This is a genomic window from Methylophaga sp. UBA3603, from assembly GCF_002375335.1.
GTDB lineage: Bacteria > Pseudomonadota > Gammaproteobacteria > Nitrosococcales > Methylophagaceae > Methylophaga.
In genome coordinates this window covers 306,521-328,469 of the sequence record NZ_DFMC01000008.1, presented here as the reverse complement: position 1 = coordinate 328,469, position 21,949 = coordinate 306,521, and the positions used below count along the sequence as shown (strand labels likewise).

Annotated in this window: 22 protein-coding genes and 1 tRNA gene; 2 read left to right on the top strand and 21 right to left on the bottom strand. The window is 44.1% G+C overall.

Annotation, left to right across the window (positions count from 1 at the left end):
- The 20 genes from fabF to B4F66_RS06905 form a co-directional block, all read right to left on the bottom strand.
- Entirely contained in the window at positions 1-1,242 is a 1,242-nt protein-coding gene (fabF, locus tag B4F66_RS07000; protein WP_292357180.1) for a beta-ketoacyl-ACP synthase II, read from the bottom strand.
- A 94-nt stretch (positions 1,243-1,336) separates the two neighbouring features.
- The gene (gene acpP, locus B4F66_RS06995) at positions 1,337-1,573 is read right to left on the bottom strand and encodes an acyl carrier protein (protein WP_014707198.1); all 237 of its coding nucleotides are present in this window, start codon (positions 1,571-1,573) and stop codon (positions 1,337-1,339) included.
- A 138-nt stretch (positions 1,574-1,711) separates the two neighbouring features.
- On the bottom strand, positions 1,712-2,455 hold the full coding sequence (gene fabG, locus B4F66_RS06990) for a 3-oxoacyl-ACP reductase FabG (RefSeq protein ID WP_292357183.1): 744 nt from the start codon (positions 2,453-2,455) through the stop codon (positions 1,712-1,714).
- Positions 2,452-3,393, bottom strand: a complete 942-nt coding sequence (gene fabD, locus B4F66_RS06985; RefSeq protein WP_292357185.1) for an ACP S-malonyltransferase — start codon at positions 3,391-3,393, stop codon at positions 2,452-2,454. Before fabD ends, fabG begins: the two co-directional genes overlap by 4 nt.
- An 18-nt stretch (positions 3,394-3,411) precedes the next feature.
- Entirely contained in the window at positions 3,412-4,371 is a 960-nt protein-coding gene (locus B4F66_RS06980; RefSeq protein ID WP_292357186.1) for a beta-ketoacyl-ACP synthase III, read from the bottom strand.
- Positions 4,368-5,387, bottom strand: coding sequence for a phosphate acyltransferase PlsX (gene plsX / locus B4F66_RS06975; protein WP_292357189.1), 1,020 nt, complete (start codon positions 5,385-5,387; stop codon positions 4,368-4,370). The genes B4F66_RS06980 and plsX overlap by 4 nt, the downstream gene beginning before the upstream one ends.
- Before the next feature lie 13 nt (positions 5,388-5,400).
- Complete coding sequence (rpmF, locus tag B4F66_RS06970; RefSeq protein ID WP_014707203.1) at positions 5,401-5,580, bottom strand: 50S ribosomal protein L32; 180 nt, start codon at positions 5,578-5,580, stop codon at positions 5,401-5,403.
- A 34-nt stretch (positions 5,581-5,614) separates the two neighbouring features.
- Entirely contained in the window at positions 5,615-6,172 is a 558-nt protein-coding gene (locus tag B4F66_RS06965; RefSeq protein WP_292399013.1) for a YceD family protein, read from the bottom strand.
- 68 nt (positions 6,173-6,240) lie between these two features.
- Complete coding sequence (purF, locus tag B4F66_RS06960) at positions 6,241-7,749, bottom strand: amidophosphoribosyltransferase (RefSeq protein WP_292357193.1); 1,509 nt, start codon at positions 7,747-7,749, stop codon at positions 6,241-6,243.
- 20 nt (positions 7,750-7,769) lie between these two features.
- Entirely contained in the window at positions 7,770-8,261 is a 492-nt protein-coding gene (locus B4F66_RS06955; RefSeq protein WP_292357195.1) for a CvpA family protein, read from the bottom strand.
- A 111-nt stretch (positions 8,262-8,372) separates the two neighbouring features.
- Complete coding sequence (locus B4F66_RS06950; RefSeq protein ID WP_292399016.1) at positions 8,373-9,098, bottom strand: SPOR domain-containing protein; 726 nt, start codon at positions 9,096-9,098, stop codon at positions 8,373-8,375.
- A gap of 27 nt (positions 9,099-9,125) precedes the next feature.
- Positions 9,126-11,561, bottom strand: a complete 2,436-nt coding sequence (lon, locus tag B4F66_RS06945; RefSeq protein WP_292357199.1) for an endopeptidase La — start codon at positions 11,559-11,561, stop codon at positions 9,126-9,128.
- 145 nt (positions 11,562-11,706) lie between these two features.
- Positions 11,707-12,978, bottom strand: a complete 1,272-nt coding sequence (gene clpX / locus B4F66_RS06940) for an ATP-dependent Clp protease ATP-binding subunit ClpX (protein ID WP_292357200.1) — start codon at positions 12,976-12,978, stop codon at positions 11,707-11,709.
- 29 nt (positions 12,979-13,007) lie between these two features.
- A complete protein-coding gene (clpP, locus tag B4F66_RS06935) occupies positions 13,008-13,643 on the bottom strand; it encodes an ATP-dependent Clp endopeptidase proteolytic subunit ClpP (RefSeq protein ID WP_292357202.1) in 636 nt (211 codons plus the stop codon).
- Between the two features lie 89 nt (positions 13,644-13,732).
- Positions 13,733-15,031: a trigger factor gene (gene tig / locus B4F66_RS06930; protein WP_292357204.1), complete on the bottom strand. Its 1,299-nt coding sequence runs from the start codon at positions 15,029-15,031 to the stop codon at positions 13,733-13,735.
- Positions 15,032-15,094: 63 nt separating this feature from the next.
- A tRNA-Leu gene (locus tag B4F66_RS06925) sits at positions 15,095-15,179 on the bottom strand.
- 67 nt (positions 15,180-15,246) lie between these two features.
- Entirely contained in the window at positions 15,247-16,689 is a 1,443-nt protein-coding gene (locus B4F66_RS06920; RefSeq protein ID WP_292357206.1) for an HDOD domain-containing protein, read from the bottom strand.
- Complete coding sequence (locus B4F66_RS06915; protein ID WP_292357208.1) at positions 16,686-17,609, bottom strand: 5'-nucleotidase; 924 nt, start codon at positions 17,607-17,609, stop codon at positions 16,686-16,688. The genes B4F66_RS06920 and B4F66_RS06915 overlap by 4 nt, the downstream gene beginning before the upstream one ends.
- Before the next feature lie 2 nt (positions 17,610-17,611).
- Positions 17,612-18,199, bottom strand: coding sequence for a nuclease-related domain-containing protein (locus B4F66_RS06910; RefSeq protein WP_292357210.1), 588 nt, complete (start codon positions 18,197-18,199; stop codon positions 17,612-17,614).
- Between the two features lie 36 nt (positions 18,200-18,235).
- Positions 18,236-19,144 (bottom strand): cation diffusion facilitator family transporter, encoded by a 909-nt coding sequence (locus tag B4F66_RS06905; RefSeq protein ID WP_292357212.1) that lies wholly within the window; start codon positions 19,142-19,144, stop codon positions 18,236-18,238.
- A gap of 88 nt (positions 19,145-19,232) precedes the next feature.
- On the opposite strand from B4F66_RS06905, the gene B4F66_RS06900 reads away from it, so the two are divergent.
- Positions 19,233-20,867 carry an alpha-D-glucose phosphate-specific phosphoglucomutase gene (locus B4F66_RS06900; protein ID WP_292357717.1) on the top strand — a complete coding sequence of 545 codons (1,635 nt, stop codon included), beginning with the start codon at positions 19,233-19,235 and terminating at the stop codon, positions 20,865-20,867.
- Between the two features lie 14 nt (positions 20,868-20,881).
- Entirely contained in the window at positions 20,882-21,475 is a 594-nt protein-coding gene (locus B4F66_RS06895) for a Maf family protein (protein WP_292357214.1), read from the top strand.
- Between the two features lie 7 nt (positions 21,476-21,482).
- Here the strand turns inward: B4F66_RS06895 and B4F66_RS06890 are convergent, their stop codons facing one another.
- Positions 21,483-21,887, bottom strand: a complete 405-nt coding sequence (locus tag B4F66_RS06890; RefSeq protein WP_292357216.1) for a hypothetical protein — start codon at positions 21,885-21,887, stop codon at positions 21,483-21,485.
- Positions 21,888-21,949 lie beyond the last annotated feature (62 nt).

The window sequence follows — 21,949 nt, the reverse complement described above, 5'->3', positions numbered from 1 at the left end:
CTAATCGAGTTTTTTGAAAATAACAGTACCGTTGGTGCCACCAAAGCCAAATGAATTCGACATGGAAATATCGATAGGCATTTGTCGAGCAGTATGTGGAACATAATCAAGATCACATGCTTCATCCGGGTTATCCAGATTGATGGTGGGTGGTGCAACCTGATCACGAATGGCCAGAATACTGAATACCGCTTCAACACCACCTGCAGCACCTAACAAGTGACCAATCATTGATTTGGTTGAACTGACTGCGACCTGCTCTGAGGCATTGCCAAGAGCGGTTTTAATCGCCTGCGTTTCTGCAACGTCACCTGCAGGGGTAGAAGTACCGTGAGCATTAATATAATGAATATCTTCTGGATTAATGCCAGCATCATTCATTGCATTGACCATACAACGGGCTGCACCCTCGCCACCTTGTGATGGCATGGTCATATGATAAGCATCACTACTCATTCCAGAGCCAATTAATTCGGCATAAATGGTAGCGCCACGTTTTTTGGCGTGTTCATATTCTTCCAGGACAATGACACCAGCACCATCTCCCAATACAAAGCCATCACGATCTTTATCCCACGGACGGCTTGCAGCAAGTGGATCATCATTACGGGTCGACAGAGCACGTGCCGCAGCAAAACCACCTAAACCGGTTTTGGATGTCGCCATCTCAGCACCGCCGGCGATCATCACATCGGCATCGCCATATTGAATCATGCGACCGGCAGCCGAAATACAGTGTGTTCCGGTAGAACATGCCGTGACAATGGCAGTATTTGGCCCTTTCATACCATACATAATCGATAAATTACCGGATATCATATTAATGATGTTACTGGGCACAAAAAATGGTGAAATTTTACGTGGCCCGCCATTTAAAAAGCTGTCATAGCCAGCTTCAATACCTGGTAAGCCACCAATTCCGGAGCCAATAGCCACACCAATACGTTCAGCATTGGCATCGGTCACTTCCAATCCGGCATCTTTAATAGCTTCAACCGCTGCCGCAATTCCGTAATGGATAAAAGTATCCATTTTTTTAGCGTCTTTACGAGAAATAACTGTCTCAACATCAAAGTCTTTGACGCTAGCACCAAAACGAACTGGGAAATCAGTTACATCAAATGATGTAATCGGAGCCACACCACTTTTGCCAGCCAGGATATTCTCCCAGCTTTCTGCTACCGATAAACCGACCGGTGTTACCGCGCCCAGCCCGGTAACCACAACGCGTCTTTTAGACATCAGTTTTCCTCATGCAAATCTTCTCTATAGATACGACATAGCCGTCTAGCATGACCTGCACGCTAGACGGCTACATCTGAAGCAATCTGTAATATTAAGACTGAACAGAATTAATATAAGCGACAGCTTCTTTAACAGTGGTGATCTTTTCAGCTTCTTCGTCAGGAATTTCACATTCAAATGCTTCTTCCAGTGCCATAACCAGCTCTACAGTGTCCAGCGAGTCAGCACCCAGATCATCAATAAATGAAGCATCTGCAGTTACTTCATCGGCATTTACACCTAATTGTTCAACAACAATTTCTTTAACACGAGCTTCAATATCACTCATAACATCTGTTTCCTTTGGTGGTTAAGTACAAACAACGTGCTCGCATTTTATAGTGCGAGCACTGCGGAGACAAGCTGGAAGCCTTGTCCTAAAAATATCTCCACAATAAAAAACCTGAGTCTAAATAGATTCAGGCCCTTAATTCATATACATGCCGCCATTTACGTGCAGCGTTTCGCCAGTAATATATCCTGCTAAAGGACTGGCCAAAAAGCTGACAGCAGCGGCAATTTCTTCTGCTTCTCCGAGGCGTTTAACCGGAACTTGTTCCAGTAATGCGGTTTTATGTGCTTCAGGCAGCCCACTGGTCATATCAGTGTCTATAAAACCGGGAGCAACACTGTTTACCGTAATCCCCCGAGCACCGACTTCACGGGCTAATGACTTGCTGAAACCAATTACACCGGCTTTAGCAGCAGCATAGTTGGTCTGACCGGCATTACCCATTACACCAACAACTGATGTGATATTGATAATGCGACCCCAACGGGCTTTGGTCATAGCACGTATGCAACGTTTGCTTAATTTGAAGATTGGTGTGAGATTAGTGTTGATAATATCGTCCCATTCTTCATCCTTCATCCGCATCAGTAAATTGTCACGGGTGATACCAGCATTGTTGACCAGAATATCCGGCGCGGCGAATTCGGCTTCAATCGCCGTAACAGTCTCATCAATGGCATTTTCCTGCGTCACGTTCAACACCAGACCTTTTCCCTTAATACCGGCTGCCTGCAGGTATTCACTGATGGTAGCAGCCCCCTTTTCTGAGGTGGCAGTACCAATCACGGTGGCACCCTGTTCACCGAGACTTAATGCAATAGCACGGCCGATACCGCGAGTTGCACCAGTCACCAAAGCAACTTTACCTTGTAGGCTCATGATGGTTCTCCTAATACTTCTTGAGTTTTTTGCAATGTAGCCGAATCAAATACCGGTAAGGCCTGTAAGGATTTATCAATACGTTTGGTTAAACCAGCCAGAACTTTACCCGGTCCACATTCAACCAGAATCTCAACGCCCTGGGCAGCAAACCACTCAACAGTTTCTACCCAACGCACAGGATTGTATAACTGTTGTGCCAGTAATTGGCGAATCTGGTCTGGATCAGATGTAGAGGTGACACTGGTATTATGAATCACTGGGATGTTCGGCGTTTGAATAGAGACAGACTCAAGCTCAGCTGATAATTTCTCAGCGGCTGGTCGCATCAACGCACAATGCGAAGGAACGCTCACCGGCAATAACAAGGCGCGTTTGGCGCCTTTTTCCGAAGCCATCATTACGGCTTTATCAACTGCTGATTTACTGCCGGCAATAACTACTTGTCCAGGTGAATTAAAATTCACTGCTTCAACGATTCCGGCATCACTCGCCTGCTCACAGACAGCTTTTACAGTGTCATCATCAAGACCAAGGATGGCGGCCATAGCCCCTTCACCCGCAGGAACGGCCTGTTGCATGAACTGGCCACGTTTTTCCACCAGTTTGATGGCTGTTTTAAAATCCAAAGCGCCAGCGACAACCAATGCAGTATATTCGCCCAGGCTATGGCCGGCCAGATACGCTGGTTTATCATCACTTACTGATTCCCAGCAACGCCAGACAGCAATGCCTGCTGCCAGCATGGCAGGTTGAGTTTTATCGGTCTGATTGAGTTCGGCTTCAGGTCCATTTTGCACAAGTGCCCATAAATCATAGCCAAGGGCGTCACTGGCTTCTGCAAATGTCTGCTGCACTTGCGGAAAGGATTCAGATAACTCGGCTAACATGGAAACAGATTGTGAACCCTGGCCGGGAAAGACAAAAGCTGAATGCATTGGTAAAAATACCTCAGATTAGAATTTGATGAGCGCTGAGCCCCAGGTAAAACCACCACCAAACGCTTCAAACAATAATGTTTCTCCACGCTTGATACGACCATCACGCACGGCAACATCCAGTGCCAGTGGAATAGATGCCGCAGAGGTATTACCATGGTCCTGAACCGTGACAACAACACTTTCCATCGACATGCTCAACTTTTTGGCTGTCGCAGCGATAATACGAATATTCGCCTGATGTGGGATGAGCCAGTCAATATCATGTTTCTTTAGCTGGTTAGCCGCCAGTGTTTCGTCAACAATTTTACTCAGGGTTTTTACAGCAATTTTGAAAACGTCATTACCCTGCATTTCAATATAGGCAGGATCTTCGGTAATAGTACTTCCAGGTCCTGTTGGGACATGTAACAGTTCATTGAAACTACCGTCGCAATGAATATGAGTCGACATGATACCGGGTTCGGCAGATGCCTGTAACACGACTGCCCCGGCGCCATCACCGAATAAAACACAGGTATTGCGGTCAGTCCAGTCAACAATCCGAGATAAGGTTTCCGCACCAATGACCAGAACATTTTTTGCACTGCCAGACTTAATAAATTTATCCGCAACGGTCAGTGCGTAGACAAAACCAGTACAAACCGCCTGAATATCAAATGCTGGGCAACCATGAATTCCCAGTTTTTGCTGGACCAGTGCGGCTGTACTTGGAAAAATCCGAGTTGGCGTCGTTGTGGCAACAATTATCATGTCTATATCACGCGGCTTTATACCCGCTGCAGAAATAGCATTTTTGGCGGCAAAATAAGCTAAATCTGTTGTCGTTTCGTCATCACCGGCAATATGTCGTTTTTTAATTCCAGTACGATCGGTAATCCATTCATCACTGGTTTCAACCATTGACTCGAGTTCAATATTGGTCAGAAATTTTTCCGGCAAATAGCTGCCCGTTCCGGCAATTCTGGAATAAATCACAACATCTGTTCCTCTAAAAGAGTTTCAAGATGTTTAGTAATATTCTTTGGAACGTCTTTTCGGGCTTCAAGAATGGCGATATTAATTGCATTGCTGAAAGCAAATGTATCTGCGCCACCATGACTTTTAATCACAATACCTTGTAAACCAATCAGGTTTGCGCCATTAAATGCACGAGGATCAAGCTCTTTGCTAAAGCTTTTCAACACAGGAGAAGCGATTAATCCGGCAATTTTAGTTAACCAGTTACGATGAAACGCCTGACGCAAATAATGTCGGATCATATGCGCCACACCTTCACTGGCTTTCAGCGCAACATTCCCCACAAAGCCATCACAGACCAATACGTCGACCTCGCCATGATAAAGACCATCGCCCTCGACATAGCCGTAGTAGTTGAGATCAGTCTTGGCTAATAAACGAGCAGCTTCTTTAACCCTCTCATTACCTTTGATTTCCTCTGCACCAACATTTAGCAGGCCAACAGTGGGATTAGGCTTACCATCAATCAACTCGGCTAACACAGACCCCATTAATGCGAACTGCACCAGATGTTCTGCAGTTGAGTCTACGTTAGCCCCCAGATCGAGAACATAAGTATGACCACGCATAGTGGGTAAGGCAGTAATGATTGCAGGACGCTCAATTCCCGGCAGCGTCTTCAGCACAAACCGCGCAGTGGCCATCAAGGCACCGGTATTACCGGCACTGACACAAGCAGCCGCTTGCCCCTCTTTCACCAGGTTAATAGCTACCCGCATGGAAGAATCTTTTTTGCCGCGAAGAGCCGAAGAAGGAGGTTCATCCATACCAACTGTTTGGGAGGCATGCTGAATTTTCATCCGGTGTTTATCACTGAACTGATGTTTAGCTATTTCTGCTGAAATAATGGCTTCATCGCCAACTAAAATCAGCTCTACATCAGAATGCCTTTGCAGTGTTGATATAGCAGCGGGGATCACGACTTGAGGTCCGTGATCCCCGCCCATAGCATCAATCGAAATTGTTAAAGTCAATTTCTGTTAAGCCTTATTCACTCTTATCAGCAATGACTTTACGGCCACGATAGTAACCGTCAGCAGTAACATGATGACGACGGTGTAATTCACCTGAAGTCGAATCAACTGCTAATGTTGACTCGGTTAATGCATCATGTGAACGACGCATACCGCGACGTGAAGGACTCTTTTTACTCTTTTGAACAGCCATGGCTTAAACTCCTAAACCCAAAACGACAAATAAATTATTTCTTCGATTTCAACGAAGATAAAACGGCAAACGGTGAGACTGGTTTTTCAGGCTCAATTTCTTCATCTCCTGCTTGCCATAATTCTTCTGGCAAACATGGATAATCATGTTTTGGCACTATTGGTAAGGCAAGTATTAACTCATCTTCCACAATCTGTGCCGGATCAACTTGTTTTGCATCATTCAAGATCCATGGCTCGTATTGTTCGGCAAGACCTTCAATTTTCCCTTCGTGCCGAACCAGTGCCAATATCGTTGTAATGTTCATTGAATGAGCCATCGGCTCCATACAACGTTCACATAACAGATTAACCGTTACAGCAAACTGTCCACGCATATAGGGCGTGCCGGTTGTATCAATATCAAACTGCATATCGACCGACACTGTTCCTGAATTGTCGTGCAACATTTCGCTCAACCGCGACATTTTACTGACCGGGATTTCCCCCGCTATCTGTAAACCGCTGTGAGCAAAACGAAACGGATCAATCTCTTTTGGCAATTGCTGATGCATAATCGACGGGATTATATAAGAATTGGTATCAAACAGCAAAAAGCTGTTGATTCCTGCTGATTTCAGCAGGAATCAAACGTTTGAAATTAGTACGATGACTGTGCAATTTAAACGTCATTATGTAGCTCAATAGTAACGTTACCTTCTTCTTCAGTCTGTTTGGACATGTCATTACGCAGCGCATCAATGTAATACAAATAGGTTTCATCAATATCGCCGGTAATGTAATCACCATCGAAACAGGACGTATCAAAGCGTTTAACATCACTTTTCTTGTTAATGGCTTCAACCAGATCGTTTAAATCCTGATAAATCAACCAGTCTACACCCAGCTCTTCTGCAATTTGCTTAACATTGCGATTATGCGCAACAAATTCAGAGGGTGAAGGCATATCAATACCATACACATTAGGGAAACGAACTGGTGGTGCGGCGGAAGCAAGATAGACTTTTTTCGCGCCAGCATCTCGAGCCATTTGCACGATTTGCTGGGAAGTTGTACCACGGACGATTGAATCATCGACCAGCAACACATTTTTATCACGAAACTCCAGGTCAATAGCATTGAGCTTTTGTCTCACTGATTTTTTACGTTGCTGTTGTCCGGGCATAATGAACGTCCGGCCGATATATCTGTTTTTAATAAAGCCTTCGCGGTAAACCACACCTAAATCATATGAAAGTTGTAATGCAGCGCTGCGACTGGTATCGGGAATTGGAATGACCACATCAATGTCATGATCAGGAAATTCGCGCTTGATTTTCTCTGCCAGTTTAGTGCCCATTCGCATACGGCTTTTGTGAACAGAGATACCGTCCATCATTGAATCAGGACGGGCAAAATAAACGTATTCAAAGATACAGGGTGATTTAACAGGGTTCTCTGCACATTGCTGGCTGTGGAAACTGCCTTCCATGTCAATAAAGATACATTCTCCCGGCTGGACATCACGCATAAATTCGAAATCCAGCGTGTCCATCACGACACTTTCAGAAGCCACAACATACTCGGTACCCTGCTCTGAGTCGCGCTTGCCAATAACGGCAGGACGGATACCATAGGGATCACGGAAAGCCAACATACCCACGCCAGCAATCATCGCTACTGCAGCATATGCACCTTTACAACGTTTATGTACTTCTGAAACCGCTTTGAAAATATCTTCGGGTTGTGGTTTGAGCTTTCCGGAAGTCTGCAATTCGTGAGCAAGTACATTTAATAACACTTCGGAATCTGAACCGGTATTAAGGTGACGACGATCACTTTTAAACAATTGATCTGATAACAGCTGTGTGTTGGTCAGGTTACCATTGTGGGCCAGTGCAATACCGAAAGGCGAGTTGACATAAAATGGCTGGGATTCAGCTGAGTTGGAACACCCCGCGGTAGGATAGCGTATATGGCCAATGCCCATTGAACCTTTCAGACGAATCATATGACGGGTATGAAAAACATCTTTTACCAGTCCATTATCTTTGCGAAGATAAAACCGTCCGTTCTGGTCACACGTCATGATTCCCGCGGCATCCTGACCACGATGTTGTTGAACGGTCAGTCCGTCATAAAGTGCCTGGTTGACTTCTGAATGACCTACGATTCCGATAATTCCACACATATATTAAGACCCTGTCAGGATTAGTTGAAGTTAACGTGTTCGGCGACATCAGCTGGTAAAAACTGTTTGACCCAAATCGCCAGATCTTCAAAGTGTTGTAACAATAAAGAATTTTGCCACCAACTGTCAGATGGCATGGGTGTTACTCCGGCAGCCAACACTAATATAGTGACAATTGCTGCACCTCTAAGAATACCAAAAATCACTCCCAGAGCACGGTCAGTGCCGCTGAGACCTGTTTTTTCAACCAATTGTGAAATCAAATGATTAACCAGTGCCCCGAGTATTAATGTGACAACAAATAAGACAAAGAATGCAATAAATAGACGTAGTGTAGCTGTATCAATATAGGGCGTTAACAAACTGGCGAAGTTTGCAAAAAACATGAATGCAACCCAAATCGCCACTATCCAGCTAATTAACGAAAGTACTTCTTTTATAAAACCGCGAACGATACTGATGCCCGACGAAATCAAAATAATGCCGATTATTAAATAATCTACCCAGTTCATTATGACTCCGCGTCGAGCGAGCGTGTTAAAAGGAGAATTTTATCAGAATTGCACAAACGAACCCAATATATTTACTTTAAATAACTAGTTAATTGAGTTGTTTGTGATGCATTACTGATATGGGAAAACCTGGGTATTTATATTCAATTGGTTACGTATTGACTCAGCAGTTTTTTCCAGAGCAGATCGATCTGCACTCGGTTGCAATCTCACTCGATAAATAACGTTTCCACCTGAACGGGTTTGCTCAATCGTAGGTTTATAACCCAGCTCTTCCAACTGCTTTTTCCGACTGATTGCATTCGCTTCCATTGAAAAACTGCCTAACTGAAGAATCCAGCGCGAATTTGCTTCTGCCGGAGCAGGAGTCGATTCTGTTTTAGGCTCGGGTTGACTTATCTTGGGAGCTGGAGCTTCTACTACCGGTTCAGGTTCGGGAGCTTTTGGCGCGGGAGCAGGTTTGGGAGCCTCAGGTACCGGAGCTGGTGCTACAGTTTCAGGTTCAGGTGTTACAGGAGCTGGTGCTACAGTTTCAGGTGTGACAGGTTCTGACACAAAAGCGTCAGGTAGCTGCGGAGCAGTATTGTCTTTAACTTTAGGATCAATATCGACAAAAGCTTCGGAGGAAGACATAGCTGTTTCCAACTCTGAGTCATCATCTACCTTTTCCTGTAAAGGCTCAATCACCGATGAAAACTGAATGGGTTCTTCTTCGACTTCCTGTCTGCCGGATTCTGTCTGACTAACTTTGGATAAAACGATATAAGCGAGCACGGCGATGAAAAAGACAAGCAATAGCGTCCCGATTAAACGCTGTTGTTGTTTTTGGGTCATCATAAATCTCCGCTACTCGCTTTTATCAGATTAGTGCCGGTTTTGTGTATTAACTTCGTGAAAACTGGCCTGTTCTGGCGGCAGAACAGTTGCAGTATCCGGAGTCGGTAACACTTTTGTTGGCATATGTTGCAAGGCTTTTTCCAGAACTTCATTAATCCAGCGTACCGGAATAATTTCCAAACCGGATTTTACATTATCTGGAATTTCCCGTAAGTCTTTGACGTTATCTTTGGGAATTAAAACCGTATCAATTCCACCGCGATGTGCAGCAAGCAATTTTTCTTTCAAACCACCGATTGCCAGGACCTCACCACGCAACGTGATTTCACCAGTCATCGCCACATTGGATTTAACCGGAATTCCGGTAATCGCAGATACCAGCGCCGTACACATACCGATACCCGCGCTAGGACCATCTTTTGGTGTAGCACCTTCAGGAACATGGATATGCAAATCGTGACTTTGAAGATAATCCTCAGCAATACCCCACTCTACTGCTCTTGAACGAACAACAGTGGTTGCTGCCTGAATAGATTCCTGCATCACATCACCCAGTTTACCGGTATAACTCGCTTTACCTTTACCTGGCATCACCGCAGATTCAATAGTCAGTAATTCGCCACCGACTTCAGTCCAGGCCAGACCAGTGACCTGACCGATGCGATCATCTTCCTCGGCAACACCATATTGATAGTGGTAAACACCAAGATAATCTTCCAGGTTATCCGCTGTTACAACCACTGTCTCTTTAGGTGATTCACGAAGAATCTGTTTAACCAGTTTGCGACAGATTTTCGAGATTTCGCGTTGCAGATTACGAACACCCGCTTCGCGTGTATAACGGCGAATGATTTCCATCACTGCAGCTTCGGTAATCTCAATTTCTCCGGCCTTTAAACCATTGTCTTTAATAGCTTTTGGAAGCAGGTACTGTAAGGCAATATTCAGTTTTTCATCTTCGGTGTAACCCGCCAGTCGAATGATTTCCATCCGGTCACGCAATGCATCCGGAATATTAAGTGTATTTGCAGTACAAACAAACATCACATCAGACAAATCATATTCAACTTCCAGGTAATGATCGGCAAATGTTGAATTCTGTTCAGGATCAAGGACTTCCAGCAATGCCGAAGCGGGGTCGCCTCGGAAATCCTGAGCCATCTTGTCTATTTCATCTAGCAAAAACAATGGGTTCCGCACACCGGTTTTGGAGATATTCTGAATCACTTTACCCGGCATTGAACCAATGTATGTACGACGATGACCACGGATTTCAGCTTCATCACGTACCCCACCCAGCGCCATTCGGCTAAATTTACGATTAGTCGCACGCGCAATTGATTGAGCAATCGATGTTTTACCAACACCAGGCGGTCCAACCAAACAAAGAATCGGGCCTTTCAGTTTTTTTACCCGTTTCTGGACAGCGAGATATTCAATAATGCGTTCTTTAACTTTTTCCAGACCATAATGATCTTCATCCAGCACTTTCTGAGCGTGATCCAGATCCAGAGTGACACGTGAACGTTTTTTCCACGGCACTTCGAGTAGATATTCGATATAGTTGCGAACCACTGTGGCTTCAGCAGACATCGGCGACATCATTTTTAATTTTTTCAGCTCAGATTCAGCTTTGTCACGTGCTTCAGGGCTCATGCCCGCATTGGCAATTTTTTCCGCTAATTCTTCGACTTCATTACCAGTGTCATCCAACTCGCCAAGCTCTTTCTGCACGGCTTTAAGCTGCTCGTTCAGATAATATTCGCGCTGACTTTTTTCCATCTGTTTTTTGACGCGATTACGAATGCGTTTTTCAATCTGCTGAATATCGATTTCCGATTCCAGAAAAGCCATTAATTTTTCAATGCGGTCTTTTACATCCGCCATTTCCAATAACAGCTGCTTATCTTCAAGTTTTAACGTCATATGCGCAGCAACGGTATCCGCCATGCGCGCGAGGTCTTCAATGCTCGATAAAGAAGCAATAACTTCAGGTGGAATTTTTTTGTTGAGTTTGACGTACTGCTCAAATTGACTGAGCAACGTGCGCATTAAAACGTCAGCCTCACGCTGATCAGGATGTTCATCGATAAAACTGGCAACTTCTGCCTCGCAAAATGCGTTGCTATTATCATACAAAGCAACTTTGGCACGTTGCGTTCCCTCAACCAATACCTTCACGGTACCATCAGGTAATTTTAACAATTGCAGAATATTGGCAAGCGTTCCGGTTTCATAAAGATTTTCGGGCGCAGGTGAATCTTCACCGGAATCTTTTTGAGCGACCAGCAGGATTTGCTTGTTTTCATCGGTAGCATGTTCAAGTGCTTTGATGGATTTTTCACGTCCAACAAACAAAGGAATAACCATGTGAGGATATACAACAACATCACGAAGAGGCAGCACAGGCACTTTTTGCAGTGCATTGCCATCAGTTAATGTAGTTTCAAATTCTTTTTCCATCAATGCGGACCTCTTAAGGGAGTCAACTGACACAGTAATTGTGTTCGTGAAAACAATATGGGGACAGGCATCAAGAAATCAAGCGTCCGGAGAAACCGGACGCGTCGATATCAGCCAAAAATTTAAAGATCCAACAGGTGGGAAATTATTTATCACCTGAAGCGAGATCAGCAGGATGATCTTCGTAAATCAAAATAGGCGTGTTTTCACCGTTGATAACACTCTCATCAACAACCACTTTGGTCACATTATCCAAAGACGGCAGGTCAAACATGGTGTCCAACAGGACGTTTTCAATAATGGAACGCAAACCGCGAGCACCTGTTTTACGCTCCATTGCTTTGCGGGCAATGGCTCTTAGCGCATCCGCTCTGAATTCCAGCTCACAGTTTTCCAGTTCAAACAGTTTTTCATATTGCTTGGTCAGCGCATTTTTCGGCTCAGTTAAAATCTGCACCAAAGCAGCCTCATCAAGCTCTTCAAGCGTTGCAACTACCGGCAAACGACCTACAAATTCAGGAATCAAACCATATTGGATTAAATCTTCTGGCTCAACGCCACGTAATGCTTCACTTGTTGGTGAGTTGGAATCGACACTCTTAACATCAGCAGAAAAGCCAATGCCACCTTTATGGGTACGGTTACGGATAACTTTATCCAATCCGGCAAATGCACCGCCACAGATAAACAGGATCTTGCTGGTGTCAACCTGCAAAAACTCCTGTTGTGGATGTTTTCTGCCACCTTGAGGTGGTACAGAAGCGATGGTGCCTTCAATCAACTTCAATAAAGCCTGCTGGACACCCTCACCTGACACATCACGTGTAATGGAAGGGTTATCAGACTTTTTAGAAATCTTGTCGATTTCGTCGATGTAGACAATACCTGTTTCAGCCTTTTCGACATCGTATTCACATTTCTGCAGCAGCTTTTGAATGATGTTCTCAACGTCTTCACCCACATAACCGGCCTCGGTTAATGTAGTGGCATCAGCCATAGTGAATGGAACATTAAGCTGTCTTGCCAGGGTTTCAGCAAGAAGCGTTTTACCACTACCTGTAGGTCCAATTAGCAGGATATTACTTTTGGATAACTCAACATCATCGTTTTTGTTGCCGTGACGAAGTCGTTTGTAATGGTTGTATACCGCTACCGATAACACTCGTTTAGCTTTTGCCTGACCGATAACGTAATTGTTTAGCGCTGAATCAATCTCATGGGGTGATGGCAATCTCGAATCAGCGGCCTCATCGGTTTTTTCTTGTAGCTCTTCACGAATAATATCATTGCAAAGTTCAACGCATTCATCGCAGACAAATACTGAAGGTCCAGCGATCAGTTTTTTAACTTCATGTTGGCTTTTACCGCAGAATGAACAGTAAAGTAATTTGTCGTCGTTTTTTTTGTCATCGCTCATCGCACTACTTTCCTAACGTTTGTGATTGCTCAAGACTTTTCTTCAGGTCGGCTTTTCATAACAGAATCAATTAAACCATATTCTGCTGCTTGTTCACCATTCATGAAATTATCACGGTCAGTATCACGTTCAATTTTCTTAATATCCTGACCAGTGTGATGGGCCATAATTCCATTTAATCGATCACGAATGCTTAAAATTTCTTTTGCATGAATATCGATATCCGATGCCTGCCCCTGAAATCCGCCTAAAGGTTGATGCACCATAATGCGTGAGTTTGGCAAGGCAAAACGTTTTCCCTTAGCACCCGCAGTGAGCAATAATGCGCCCATGCTGGCGGCCTGACCAATACACAAAGTGCTGACTTGGGGTTTGATAAATTGCATTGTGTCATAGATTGCCAGACCGGCGGTCACAGCACCACCCGGCGAATTGATATAAAGATGAATATCTTTGTCCGGATTTTCAGATTCAAGAAACAACATCTGGGCGACAATCAAGTTCGCCATATGGTCTTCAACCTGACCCACTAAAAAGATAATACGTTCTTTTAGCAGACGGGAATAGATATCGTAAGAACGTTCACCACGTGAAGTTTGTTCAACTACGATTGGAACCAATGCATTTTGAACTGGATTGAGTTGCTCAGAAAATTTAGTGCTCATAGCGGTCCTGTTTTAATGCCAAATAAAAAATAACCCGTGCCCAAAAGTTTGAGCACGGGCTGTCTTTGTAAAAAAACTTGCTAGTGCCTTTAGGCTACAGCATTCATCACTTCAGAAAATGAAGATGCTTTTTCTTCAACTTTAACATTATCGTAGATCCATTCAACAACAGTATCTTCGACAACCATCATTTGGATTTCAGATAATTTATCCTGATTGGTCATGTAATAGTTCATAACGTCTTCAGGATCTTCATAACTGGCAGCAATAGCTTCAATGGCTTCACGAACCCGTTTTTCTTCAGGTTGAATGTTGTTATCAGAAATAATCTTACCGATAAGCAGACTCAGTTTGACACGTTTTTCTGCATTTTCCTTGAAATTACTTAATTCAAAAGGTAAGCCTTCAACGTTAACACCTTGATTGCGCAGGTTATTCTTAGCCTGTTCCATCAAGTAATTAGCTTCACGCTCAACCGGTGCTTCAGGTAAAGCAATTTCATTATTGGCTGCAACACTATCCATTGCTTTGCGCTTGTTCACATTTTTAAGTGCCGCTGCAAGTTCACGTTCCATATTTGAACGGACTTCTTTTTTCAAAGCGGCTAAGCCACCTTCAACGCCACACATTTCAGCAAACTCTTTGTCCAGTTTTGGCAATTTCTTTTTGGCCACCTGTTTAACAGTGACAGCAAAATCGGCTTTTTTACCTCGCAGGTGCTCAGCGCGATAATCTTCCGGGAAGGTCATTGAAATAGTCAGTTCCTGGTTGGGTTTGACGCCAACCAGTTGCTGTTCAAATTCAGGCAGCATACTGTTATTACCAATGACAACGAGAACATCCTGACCTTTACCGCCCTGAAATTCTTCGCCATCAATACTGCCGACGAAATCGATGGTGACACCATCTTCTTCTTTAGCGGCACGTTTTAATGGTTCCCATGTCATGCGTTGCTCACGCAAGGTTTCAAGCATTTTGTCGACATCTTCGTCACTGACTTCTGCAACGGTTTTTTCCAGCTTGATATCGTCTACCTTTACTGCATCGATTTCCGGAAAGATCTCATAATTCAACGTATATATTAATGTTGAATCTTCTTCTTTCATGCTATCGATATGAGGAGGGCTTGCAGGATTAACATTTTCTTGAGTGAACGCTTCGCGCATGCTGTCTTGAACAATCTGATCAATCACATCACGGCGTGCTGAGGGACCATGCGTTTTAACCAGCATCTTCATCGGAACTTTACCGGGACGGAAACCAGCCATTCGAACAGTCGGGCGGATAGAAACCAAGCGTTTTTCAACAGCCTGTTCAATATTTGCATCTTCCACGGTGATGGTCATTTTACGACCGAGTTCGCTGACATTTTCTACAGTTACTTGCATTCTTTAAACCTCAAACACGGGGATTAAGCGCATTGCTGGCGTCTATGCGCCGACAATTGTAAATGGTACGAGAGGAGAGACTCGAACTCTCACAGGTTACCCTACTGGAACCTAAATCCAGCGCGTCTACCAATTCCGCCACTCTCGCAAATCGTTATTAATATGCATTCATATCAAATCAAGTCGGCCATTATAGCCAGATAAACTAACCAAAACTAGCCTTGTATTGTCAAAAAGGTGAATGCCAATGATGCCTGCTGGCAAAATTGACGAAAAGCGATCAGATCCTGACGATTTAATCCCCGCTCAGAAGCATGTCTATCAGCCAGAAATAACCCCACCGGTTTGTTGGATTTTTTTAACGGCATAGCCAGCATCGGTTTGCCCGCCATTAGTTGATTACTTTCCCTGTGCAGTTTTTTTAACAGCGCAGGTTGTGAGTCGTCGATCAATACGGCATCTTCAGCAGCGAGTAAATCTTTAAAAAGGGTTTGAGCATTGCTCTCCATTGATACCTGAAACAACTCGCAAAACTGTTCGTTTTGATTACCAAGTACATAACGACAATTCAGTTGCTTTTTATCTGCGGATAATACGGCAAAAATCACTCTATCCATTCCCGCGCCGCGATAAATACCCTCCATCACCATTTCCAGTATCAGATTGATACCACAATGCTCCTGGATAGCTTGTGAAATGTCTTGCAGAATGCGTAGCTGCATAGATTGGTCGGGTGCCGGATAATCTGAGGTTTCTTCAAAATCACTCACAAAATCCTGCTGCTCTCCTTCAGCTTTTAATTCTGGAGGAAGTGGTATCAAACCTCTCACACGCTCACTACCGGTGAGGTTAAGTAACTTTTGTGCCGACAATGCACTGTCATATACAGAGGGTTTCAAGGTTTCCAGTTTTTGATGTGTCAACGAGACAACTTTCTCAAACCATGGGTTAAGTTTGTCCGCATTCCAACCTTTACTGGTTTCAATCGCCAACTGTCCAGCATATCTAATGATTAGAACGGATTCGGATTTCACATTCGGCCGAAAACTATCGATTAATAAATCATTTAACGACCAGGCTTCTGCCAGGCCCTGAGTAAGTTGCTGAAGCGTAAAACCCAACACGTCACTCTCGGCAGCAACACTGCAATCCTGGTTTTCAAACGCGGTTACGGTTTTGTCATCAGCAAACGCCCAAAAAGTTAAATGTCCTAAACGTGATAACAATGCAGCGATAAAAATATCCTCAGGCGTTTCGGAATGACAGAGGATTGCCATATTTTGTGCCTGAACAGCGGCATGCAGGGAAACAGCCATTTCCTTAAGTACTTTGTCGTGGCGTTTGGTGGCCTTTAGAGAGTCAATCAACACCAGTGTCAGCGCGAGCACTTTGACTTGTTCAAACCCCAACAACATCAATGCCCGCGATACAGTATTAATATGGTGACCCTGAGGATTGTAGTAAACACTATTGGCCATTTTCAGCAAACGACTGGTTAATGCTGCATCACGAAGAATGACCTGCGCAACATCAACTGCCGCGCTATCTTCCTGCTCGAGAATCTGGTTAATCTCCAACATGGTATTTGGAAATACCGGCATGTGTTTATTGGTCAGCTGATGGATAAACCGTTGTGCGGCAACAGGAATTGGTGTCATTCGTTGTTATCTTTCAATATAAGCTGATTGGCAATGCCATGCGGAACATGGCCTGTTGCCACGTGATCTTTTGCAGATATGCAATGTCGTTCCTGATCATCAAAAAAGATATCAGCACCAAACGATTTAAGGAAAGGCCCTTTTTCCATCCCACCCAGAAAAATGGCTTCATCAATACGAATGCCCCATTCTCTCAAGGTACGGATGACCCGTTCATGAGCCGGAGCAGAACGTGCGGTGACTAATGCAGTACGAATCGGCGAACTGTTTTCTGGATATTCAGTTTGAATTTTATTCAGGGCCATTAAAAAGTCTTTAAAAGGACCACCCGTTAGAGCCTGTCTGGCTGTTTGCTGCTCATTTTCGGTGAAGGCTTCAAGACCGCGTTCTTTAAATATTCTTTCAGATTCATCCGAAAAAATCACAGCGTCCCCATCAAAGGCGATGCGCAATTGTTCTGACTCAGAGTTATGTCCCAGATTTGATGGCAGGATAGTCGCAGCGGCAATACCTGCCTCAAGAGCCATACGAACATCTTCGGGGCTGGTAGACAAAAACAGGTTGGCGCTAAATGGTGCAACGTACCGATATGGACTGCTGCCGGAGGTAAACACGGCGCGAATGATGCCTAAATTATGATATTGAATTGAATTGAAAACCCGTAATCCGGTATCTGCACTGTTACGTGACAGTAATATAATTTCAACCCGCGGTGTTTTAGGATTATTGTCGTTTAAGGCAAGTAACTTTTTGACCAGATTAAATGCCCCACCTGGTTCCAAAGGCACATCTTCATTTTCTATCTGAAAGCGGCAATAGGCCTCTGTGCCCTGCTCTTCGTAGATACGGTGGCTTTCATCCAAATCAAACAAAGCACGTGATGAAATAGCCACTACCAATGGTTTTGTCCCCGTCTCCACGTTTACTCCCTGATCAATGATTGAGCATCGTTGCGTATATTTTGTTTAATCACGTTCCACATTTGTTCTCGGCTCTCTTTTGGCAGTTTCGGGCTATTAAACAACCTCTGCATATCCTGTTCAAAACTCGTCAATACTGAAACGGATGCGGGCTTACCTTTGGGAAAATTACTCTCTGCAGTAAAAACCACATGACAGAATACCGGCATTTTAGGAATCAAAGAGCGGATGGCCTGCCGCGCATTTTCAAGATGATGCAGGGGGTTAGTAAATTTATAACTCCGCCCATCCACAATTTGCGTCCATTGTTCAATTTGTTCTGCACCGAATAAATGACCACTAATTGGATAGTCCCGCAAAATCAAAATACCTTGTTCCAGCAGAAAAAGCTTTTCAATTTCCAGTATACCGCCGACCCCGTCTGGAAGAATGACATTGTTAAGTTCATCCTGTTTGTAGGGTTTTAACACTTGCTCGATTTGGAGCTGTGAAGGACTTCTACGAAAAAAAAGCCGATAGAGTAAACAGATAATAATTACTGCAACAATGCTTAGCCCGACGGCCAACTCTACAGAAAATTCTTCAAGCAAATGAATGGTACTCCCGAAATTTATATTATACGGCGATTAAGCCGGGCTTTGTTCAATTGACTGATCGTTGATTGGATCCTGATGAATTATAACTTCTGACTCATCAAATAACCCCTGAATATCCTGACTTACTGCCACACTGACATCATGGGCCTGTTGCAGACTCAGTTCGGGATCCAGTTCCAGATGTAATTGTATAAAGGTAGTGGTACCCGAGCGTCTGGTGCGTAAATCATGTACACCTTTTGCTTGAGAATGCGTTAAGGCAGTTTGGATTATCTGTTGTCTCTCTTTATCAGTAATTTCATGATCCATTAGTAGATCAACAGCATCTCTTAATATTCTCCATGCACTGAACAAAACATAAATTGCGATGAAAATCGCCATGAGCGGATCCAGCCAAATTAACCCAAAATGGGATAAAAACAGCGCGATAATGACACTGAAATTGATTAATAAATCAGATCGATAATGCAGAGAGTCGGCCCGAATGGCAGACGAATTAGTTTTAATGATGACAAAGCGTTGCACAAACAATAAACCGATAGTGGCAAGCATGGAAAACAGCATCACCGCTATTCCCAATTCAATACCGGTTGTTAAGGGTTGAGGAGTTATCAGTCGACCACTGGCCTGAAACAACAGCATTATCGCAGAACCAGTGATAAACATGGACTGACCTAATGCAGCAAGAGGCTCGGCCTTACCATGACCAAAACGGTGTTCTTTATCCGCGGGCTGAAGGGCATGCCGAATGGCGAGCAAATTCACCAGTGACGCCAGCAAATCCAGACTGGAATCAATAAGACTTGCCAGAATACTCATGGAATCAGAAATATACCAGGCGGTTAACTTGGCAGTAATAAGCGCTAATGCAGTAATGACCGACGCATAACTTGCTATTCGCATTAAAGCGGCATTACTGAAGTGTTGAGACCGTAACATGTTCTCAGTATAGTGAGACACAATCACAGTGGAAAGCAAAATTACATTGTATTAACCAATCAGAAATTATTCGCCATTTTCAGGAAATATCATGTCGACCACCATCAATAGTCAGCCGTTTAATGATCAACGTCCTGGCACCTCTGGACTGCGTAAACGAGTCCGGGTTTTTCAGCAAAAACATTATCTGGAAAACTTTGTACAGGCAATGTTTGACTCTGTTGGTGACACTCAAGATCAGACATTAGTTATTGGCGGAGATGGGCGATTTTATAACCAAACAGCCATCCAGACAATTGTCAAAATGGCAGCAGTCAATGGTTTTAAAAGACTGATTATCGGCCAGCATGGGCTGCTGTCAACGCCAGCAGCTTCCTGTGTCATTCGTAAATACCATGCCTTTGGTGGCGTGATACTCTCAGCCAGCCACAATCCTGCTGGTCAGGAGGGTGATTTTGGTATCAAGTTCAATATCCGTAATGGTGGACCGGCTCCCGAGAGTATTACTGAAGCTATCTACAAAAACAGTCAACATATTTCTTCTTACCAGATATTGGAATGTGCAGATATTTCGTTGACAGAAATTGGTACACAATATTTACAGGATATGCAGATTGATATTATTGATCCGGTTGCCGATTATGCTGAATTGATGTCTGATATTTTTGATTTCCCGGCCATCAGAGCCCTGCTATGCAATGGTCGTTTCCAAATGCGTTTTGATGCCATGCATGCCATAACTGGCCCTTATGCAAAAGAAATCCTTGAAAAACGTCTGGGTGCAGAAGCTGGTACGGTCATTAATGGAGTTCCACAACCCGATTTTGCCGGCGGACATCCTGACCCCAACCTAACCTACGCCGCAGAATTGGTGGAAGAATTGTTTGCCGATATTGGTCCGGATTTTGGTGCGGCTTCGGATGGCGATGGCGATCGCAATATGATTCTGGGTCACGGTATATTTGTCACTCCTTCCGACAGTCTGGCGATACTGGCAGCGAATGCAGAATTAATTCCGGCTTATCAAAAAGGACTTAAAGGTATCGCCCGTTCCATGCCGACCAGTCAGGCCGCTGATCGTGTCGCTCATGCTTTAAATATCCCCATGCATGAAACACCGACTGGCTGGAAGTTTTTTGGCAACCTTCTTGATGCTGATATGGCAACTATTTGCGGTGAAGAAAGTTTTGGCACCGGCTCTAATCATATCCGGGAAAAAGATGGTTTATGGGCAGTATTATTCTGGCTGAATATTCTGGCAATCAGACAGCAATCTGTCAGTGAAATTGTACGTCAGCACTGGCAGAAGTATGGTCGAAATTATTACACTCGCCATGATTATGAAGAAATTCCAATCGAGATAGCCAATCAGTTGATGGAAGGGTTACAGCAGCAATTGCCTGACTTAGCGGGTCAGTCTCTGAATGGTTATATCGTCGATTATGCGGATAATTTCAGTTATCACGATCCAGTCGACAAAAGCATTGCTGAAAACCAGGGTATCCGTATTGGCTTTACTGATGGTTGCCGTATTATTTTCAGACTCTCCGGCACCGGCACCCAAGGGGCAACTCTAAGGGTATATATCGAAGCTATCGAGGATAATCCGGATAAATTATTTGAGGACACCCAAACACGATTGAAGGATTTGATTGAGCTTGCTGATAGTCTTGCCAAAATCAAATCGCTTACTGGTCGCAATGTTCCAACTGTCATTACCTAGGTTAACTACCACGCATGCAAACATTAATTTTAGGTTCCAGCTCCCCTTTCCGTGCTGAACTGCTTGCTAAATTACATTTGAGCTTTCTGACAGCTTCACCAGATATTGACGAAAGCCCAAATCCCAATGAAACGCCAGACCACCTGGTAAGACGACTGGCAGAAAGCAAAGCCCGTAAAATTGCTGAACAGTATCCTGACAGCCTTATCATTGGCTCTGATCAGGTCGCCGTATTGAATGGTCAGGTGATGGGTAAACCAGGAAATCATCTCAAAGCGATTGAACAGCTTTCTGCAGCTTCCGGTAATACCGTAACGTTTATGACCGGACTGGCTTTGTTTAATGCTGCCACGGGAAATATGCAATCTGTAGTCGATTATTTTGAAGTAGTTTTCAGAGCACTTTCTGCCGAACAGATTGAGTTTTATCTAACGACTGAACAGCCCTATCAATGCGCAGGAAGTTTTAAATCGGAAGGATTTGGCATCAGCCTGTTTAAGGAGTTGCGCGGACAGGATCCAAATAGTTTGATTGGTTTACCGCTGATTCGCTTGATAGAACTGCTGGCCAACGAAGGTGTGGATGTGTTGGCACAGCAGTGCGATTAAACCACGTTTATTGCTTTTTACTTTTTTCAACGTTTTCCATTGCTGCAGCCTGAGCTGCCAAATTGTTCATCGTCTGTCCCATCAACTGACGGGCTGCTTTTGAACGTAAACTTCTTGCCATTCCTTCGGTAAGACCGGGATTCACATTATTAGCCGTCAACAATTCTTTCAGTTCGTCGAGTTTAGGCTCACATGATTGCAGAATATCATCAGCATTTTGTGTAGCTGAGTTGCCGGTTTTACTGGCATTTAACCGTGACTCCATCATGCACTTGTTGTAAGCGGTGATATTACTTGTCATTTCATTAATGGCTTCCTGGGGCATATCCCAAGGGGTCAGAATCGATTCTTCTGCTATTGCAAAAGTACTGAAAATTGCCAGTGAACCAGCAGCCAGATAGTGCTTAATCATTACATCCTCTCCAGATATTTATAGTTTTTTTGTTGCCATGCTGAGACCGCGCTTATAGGTCA

Coding starts and splice junctions, on each gene's coding strand:
- rpmF (WP_014707203.1), bottom strand. CDS start 5,580: ATGGCTGTTCAAAAGAGTAAAAAGAGTCCTTCACGTCGCGGTATGCGT.
- fabF (WP_292357180.1), bottom strand. CDS start 1,242: ATGTCTAAAAGACGCGTTGTGGTTACCGGGCTGGGCGCGGTAACACCG.
- clpX (WP_292357200.1), bottom strand. CDS start 12,978: ATGAGCGATGACAAAAAAAACGACGACAAATTACTTTACTGTTCATTC.
- fabD (WP_292357185.1), bottom strand. CDS start 3,393: ATGCATTCAGCTTTTGTCTTTCCCGGCCAGGGTTCACAATCTGTTTCC.
- B4F66_RS06920 (WP_292357206.1), bottom strand. CDS start 16,689: ATGACACCAATTCCTGTTGCCGCACAACGGTTTATCCATCAGCTGACC.
- purF (WP_292357193.1), bottom strand. CDS start 7,749: ATGTGTGGAATTATCGGAATCGTAGGTCATTCAGAAGTCAACCAGGCA.
- clpP (WP_292357202.1), bottom strand. CDS start 13,643: ATGAGCACTAAATTTTCTGAGCAACTCAATCCAGTTCAAAATGCATTG.
- B4F66_RS06905 (WP_292357212.1), bottom strand. CDS start 19,144: ATGTTACGGTCTCAACACTTCAGTAATGCCGCTTTAATGCGAATAGCA.
- B4F66_RS06895 (WP_292357214.1), top strand. CDS start 20,882: ATGCAAACATTAATTTTAGGTTCCAGCTCCCCTTTCCGTGCTGAACTG.
- B4F66_RS06955 (WP_292357195.1), bottom strand. CDS start 8,261: ATGAACTGGGTAGATTATTTAATAATCGGCATTATTTTGATTTCGTCG.
- fabG (WP_292357183.1), bottom strand. CDS start 2,455: ATGAGCCTACAAGGTAAAGTTGCTTTGGTGACTGGTGCAACTCGCGGT.
- B4F66_RS06890 (WP_292357216.1), bottom strand. CDS start 21,887: ATGATTAAGCACTATCTGGCTGCTGGTTCACTGGCAATTTTCAGTACT.
- acpP (WP_014707198.1), bottom strand. CDS start 1,573: ATGAGTGATATTGAAGCTCGTGTTAAAGAAATTGTTGTTGAACAATTA.
- tig (WP_292357204.1), bottom strand. CDS start 15,031: ATGCAAGTAACTGTAGAAAATGTCAGCGAACTCGGTCGTAAAATGACC.
- B4F66_RS06950 (WP_292399016.1), bottom strand. CDS start 9,098: ATGATGACCCAAAAACAACAACAGCGTTTAATCGGGACGCTATTGCTT.
- lon (WP_292357199.1), bottom strand. CDS start 11,561: ATGGAAAAAGAATTTGAAACTACATTAACTGATGGCAATGCACTGCAA.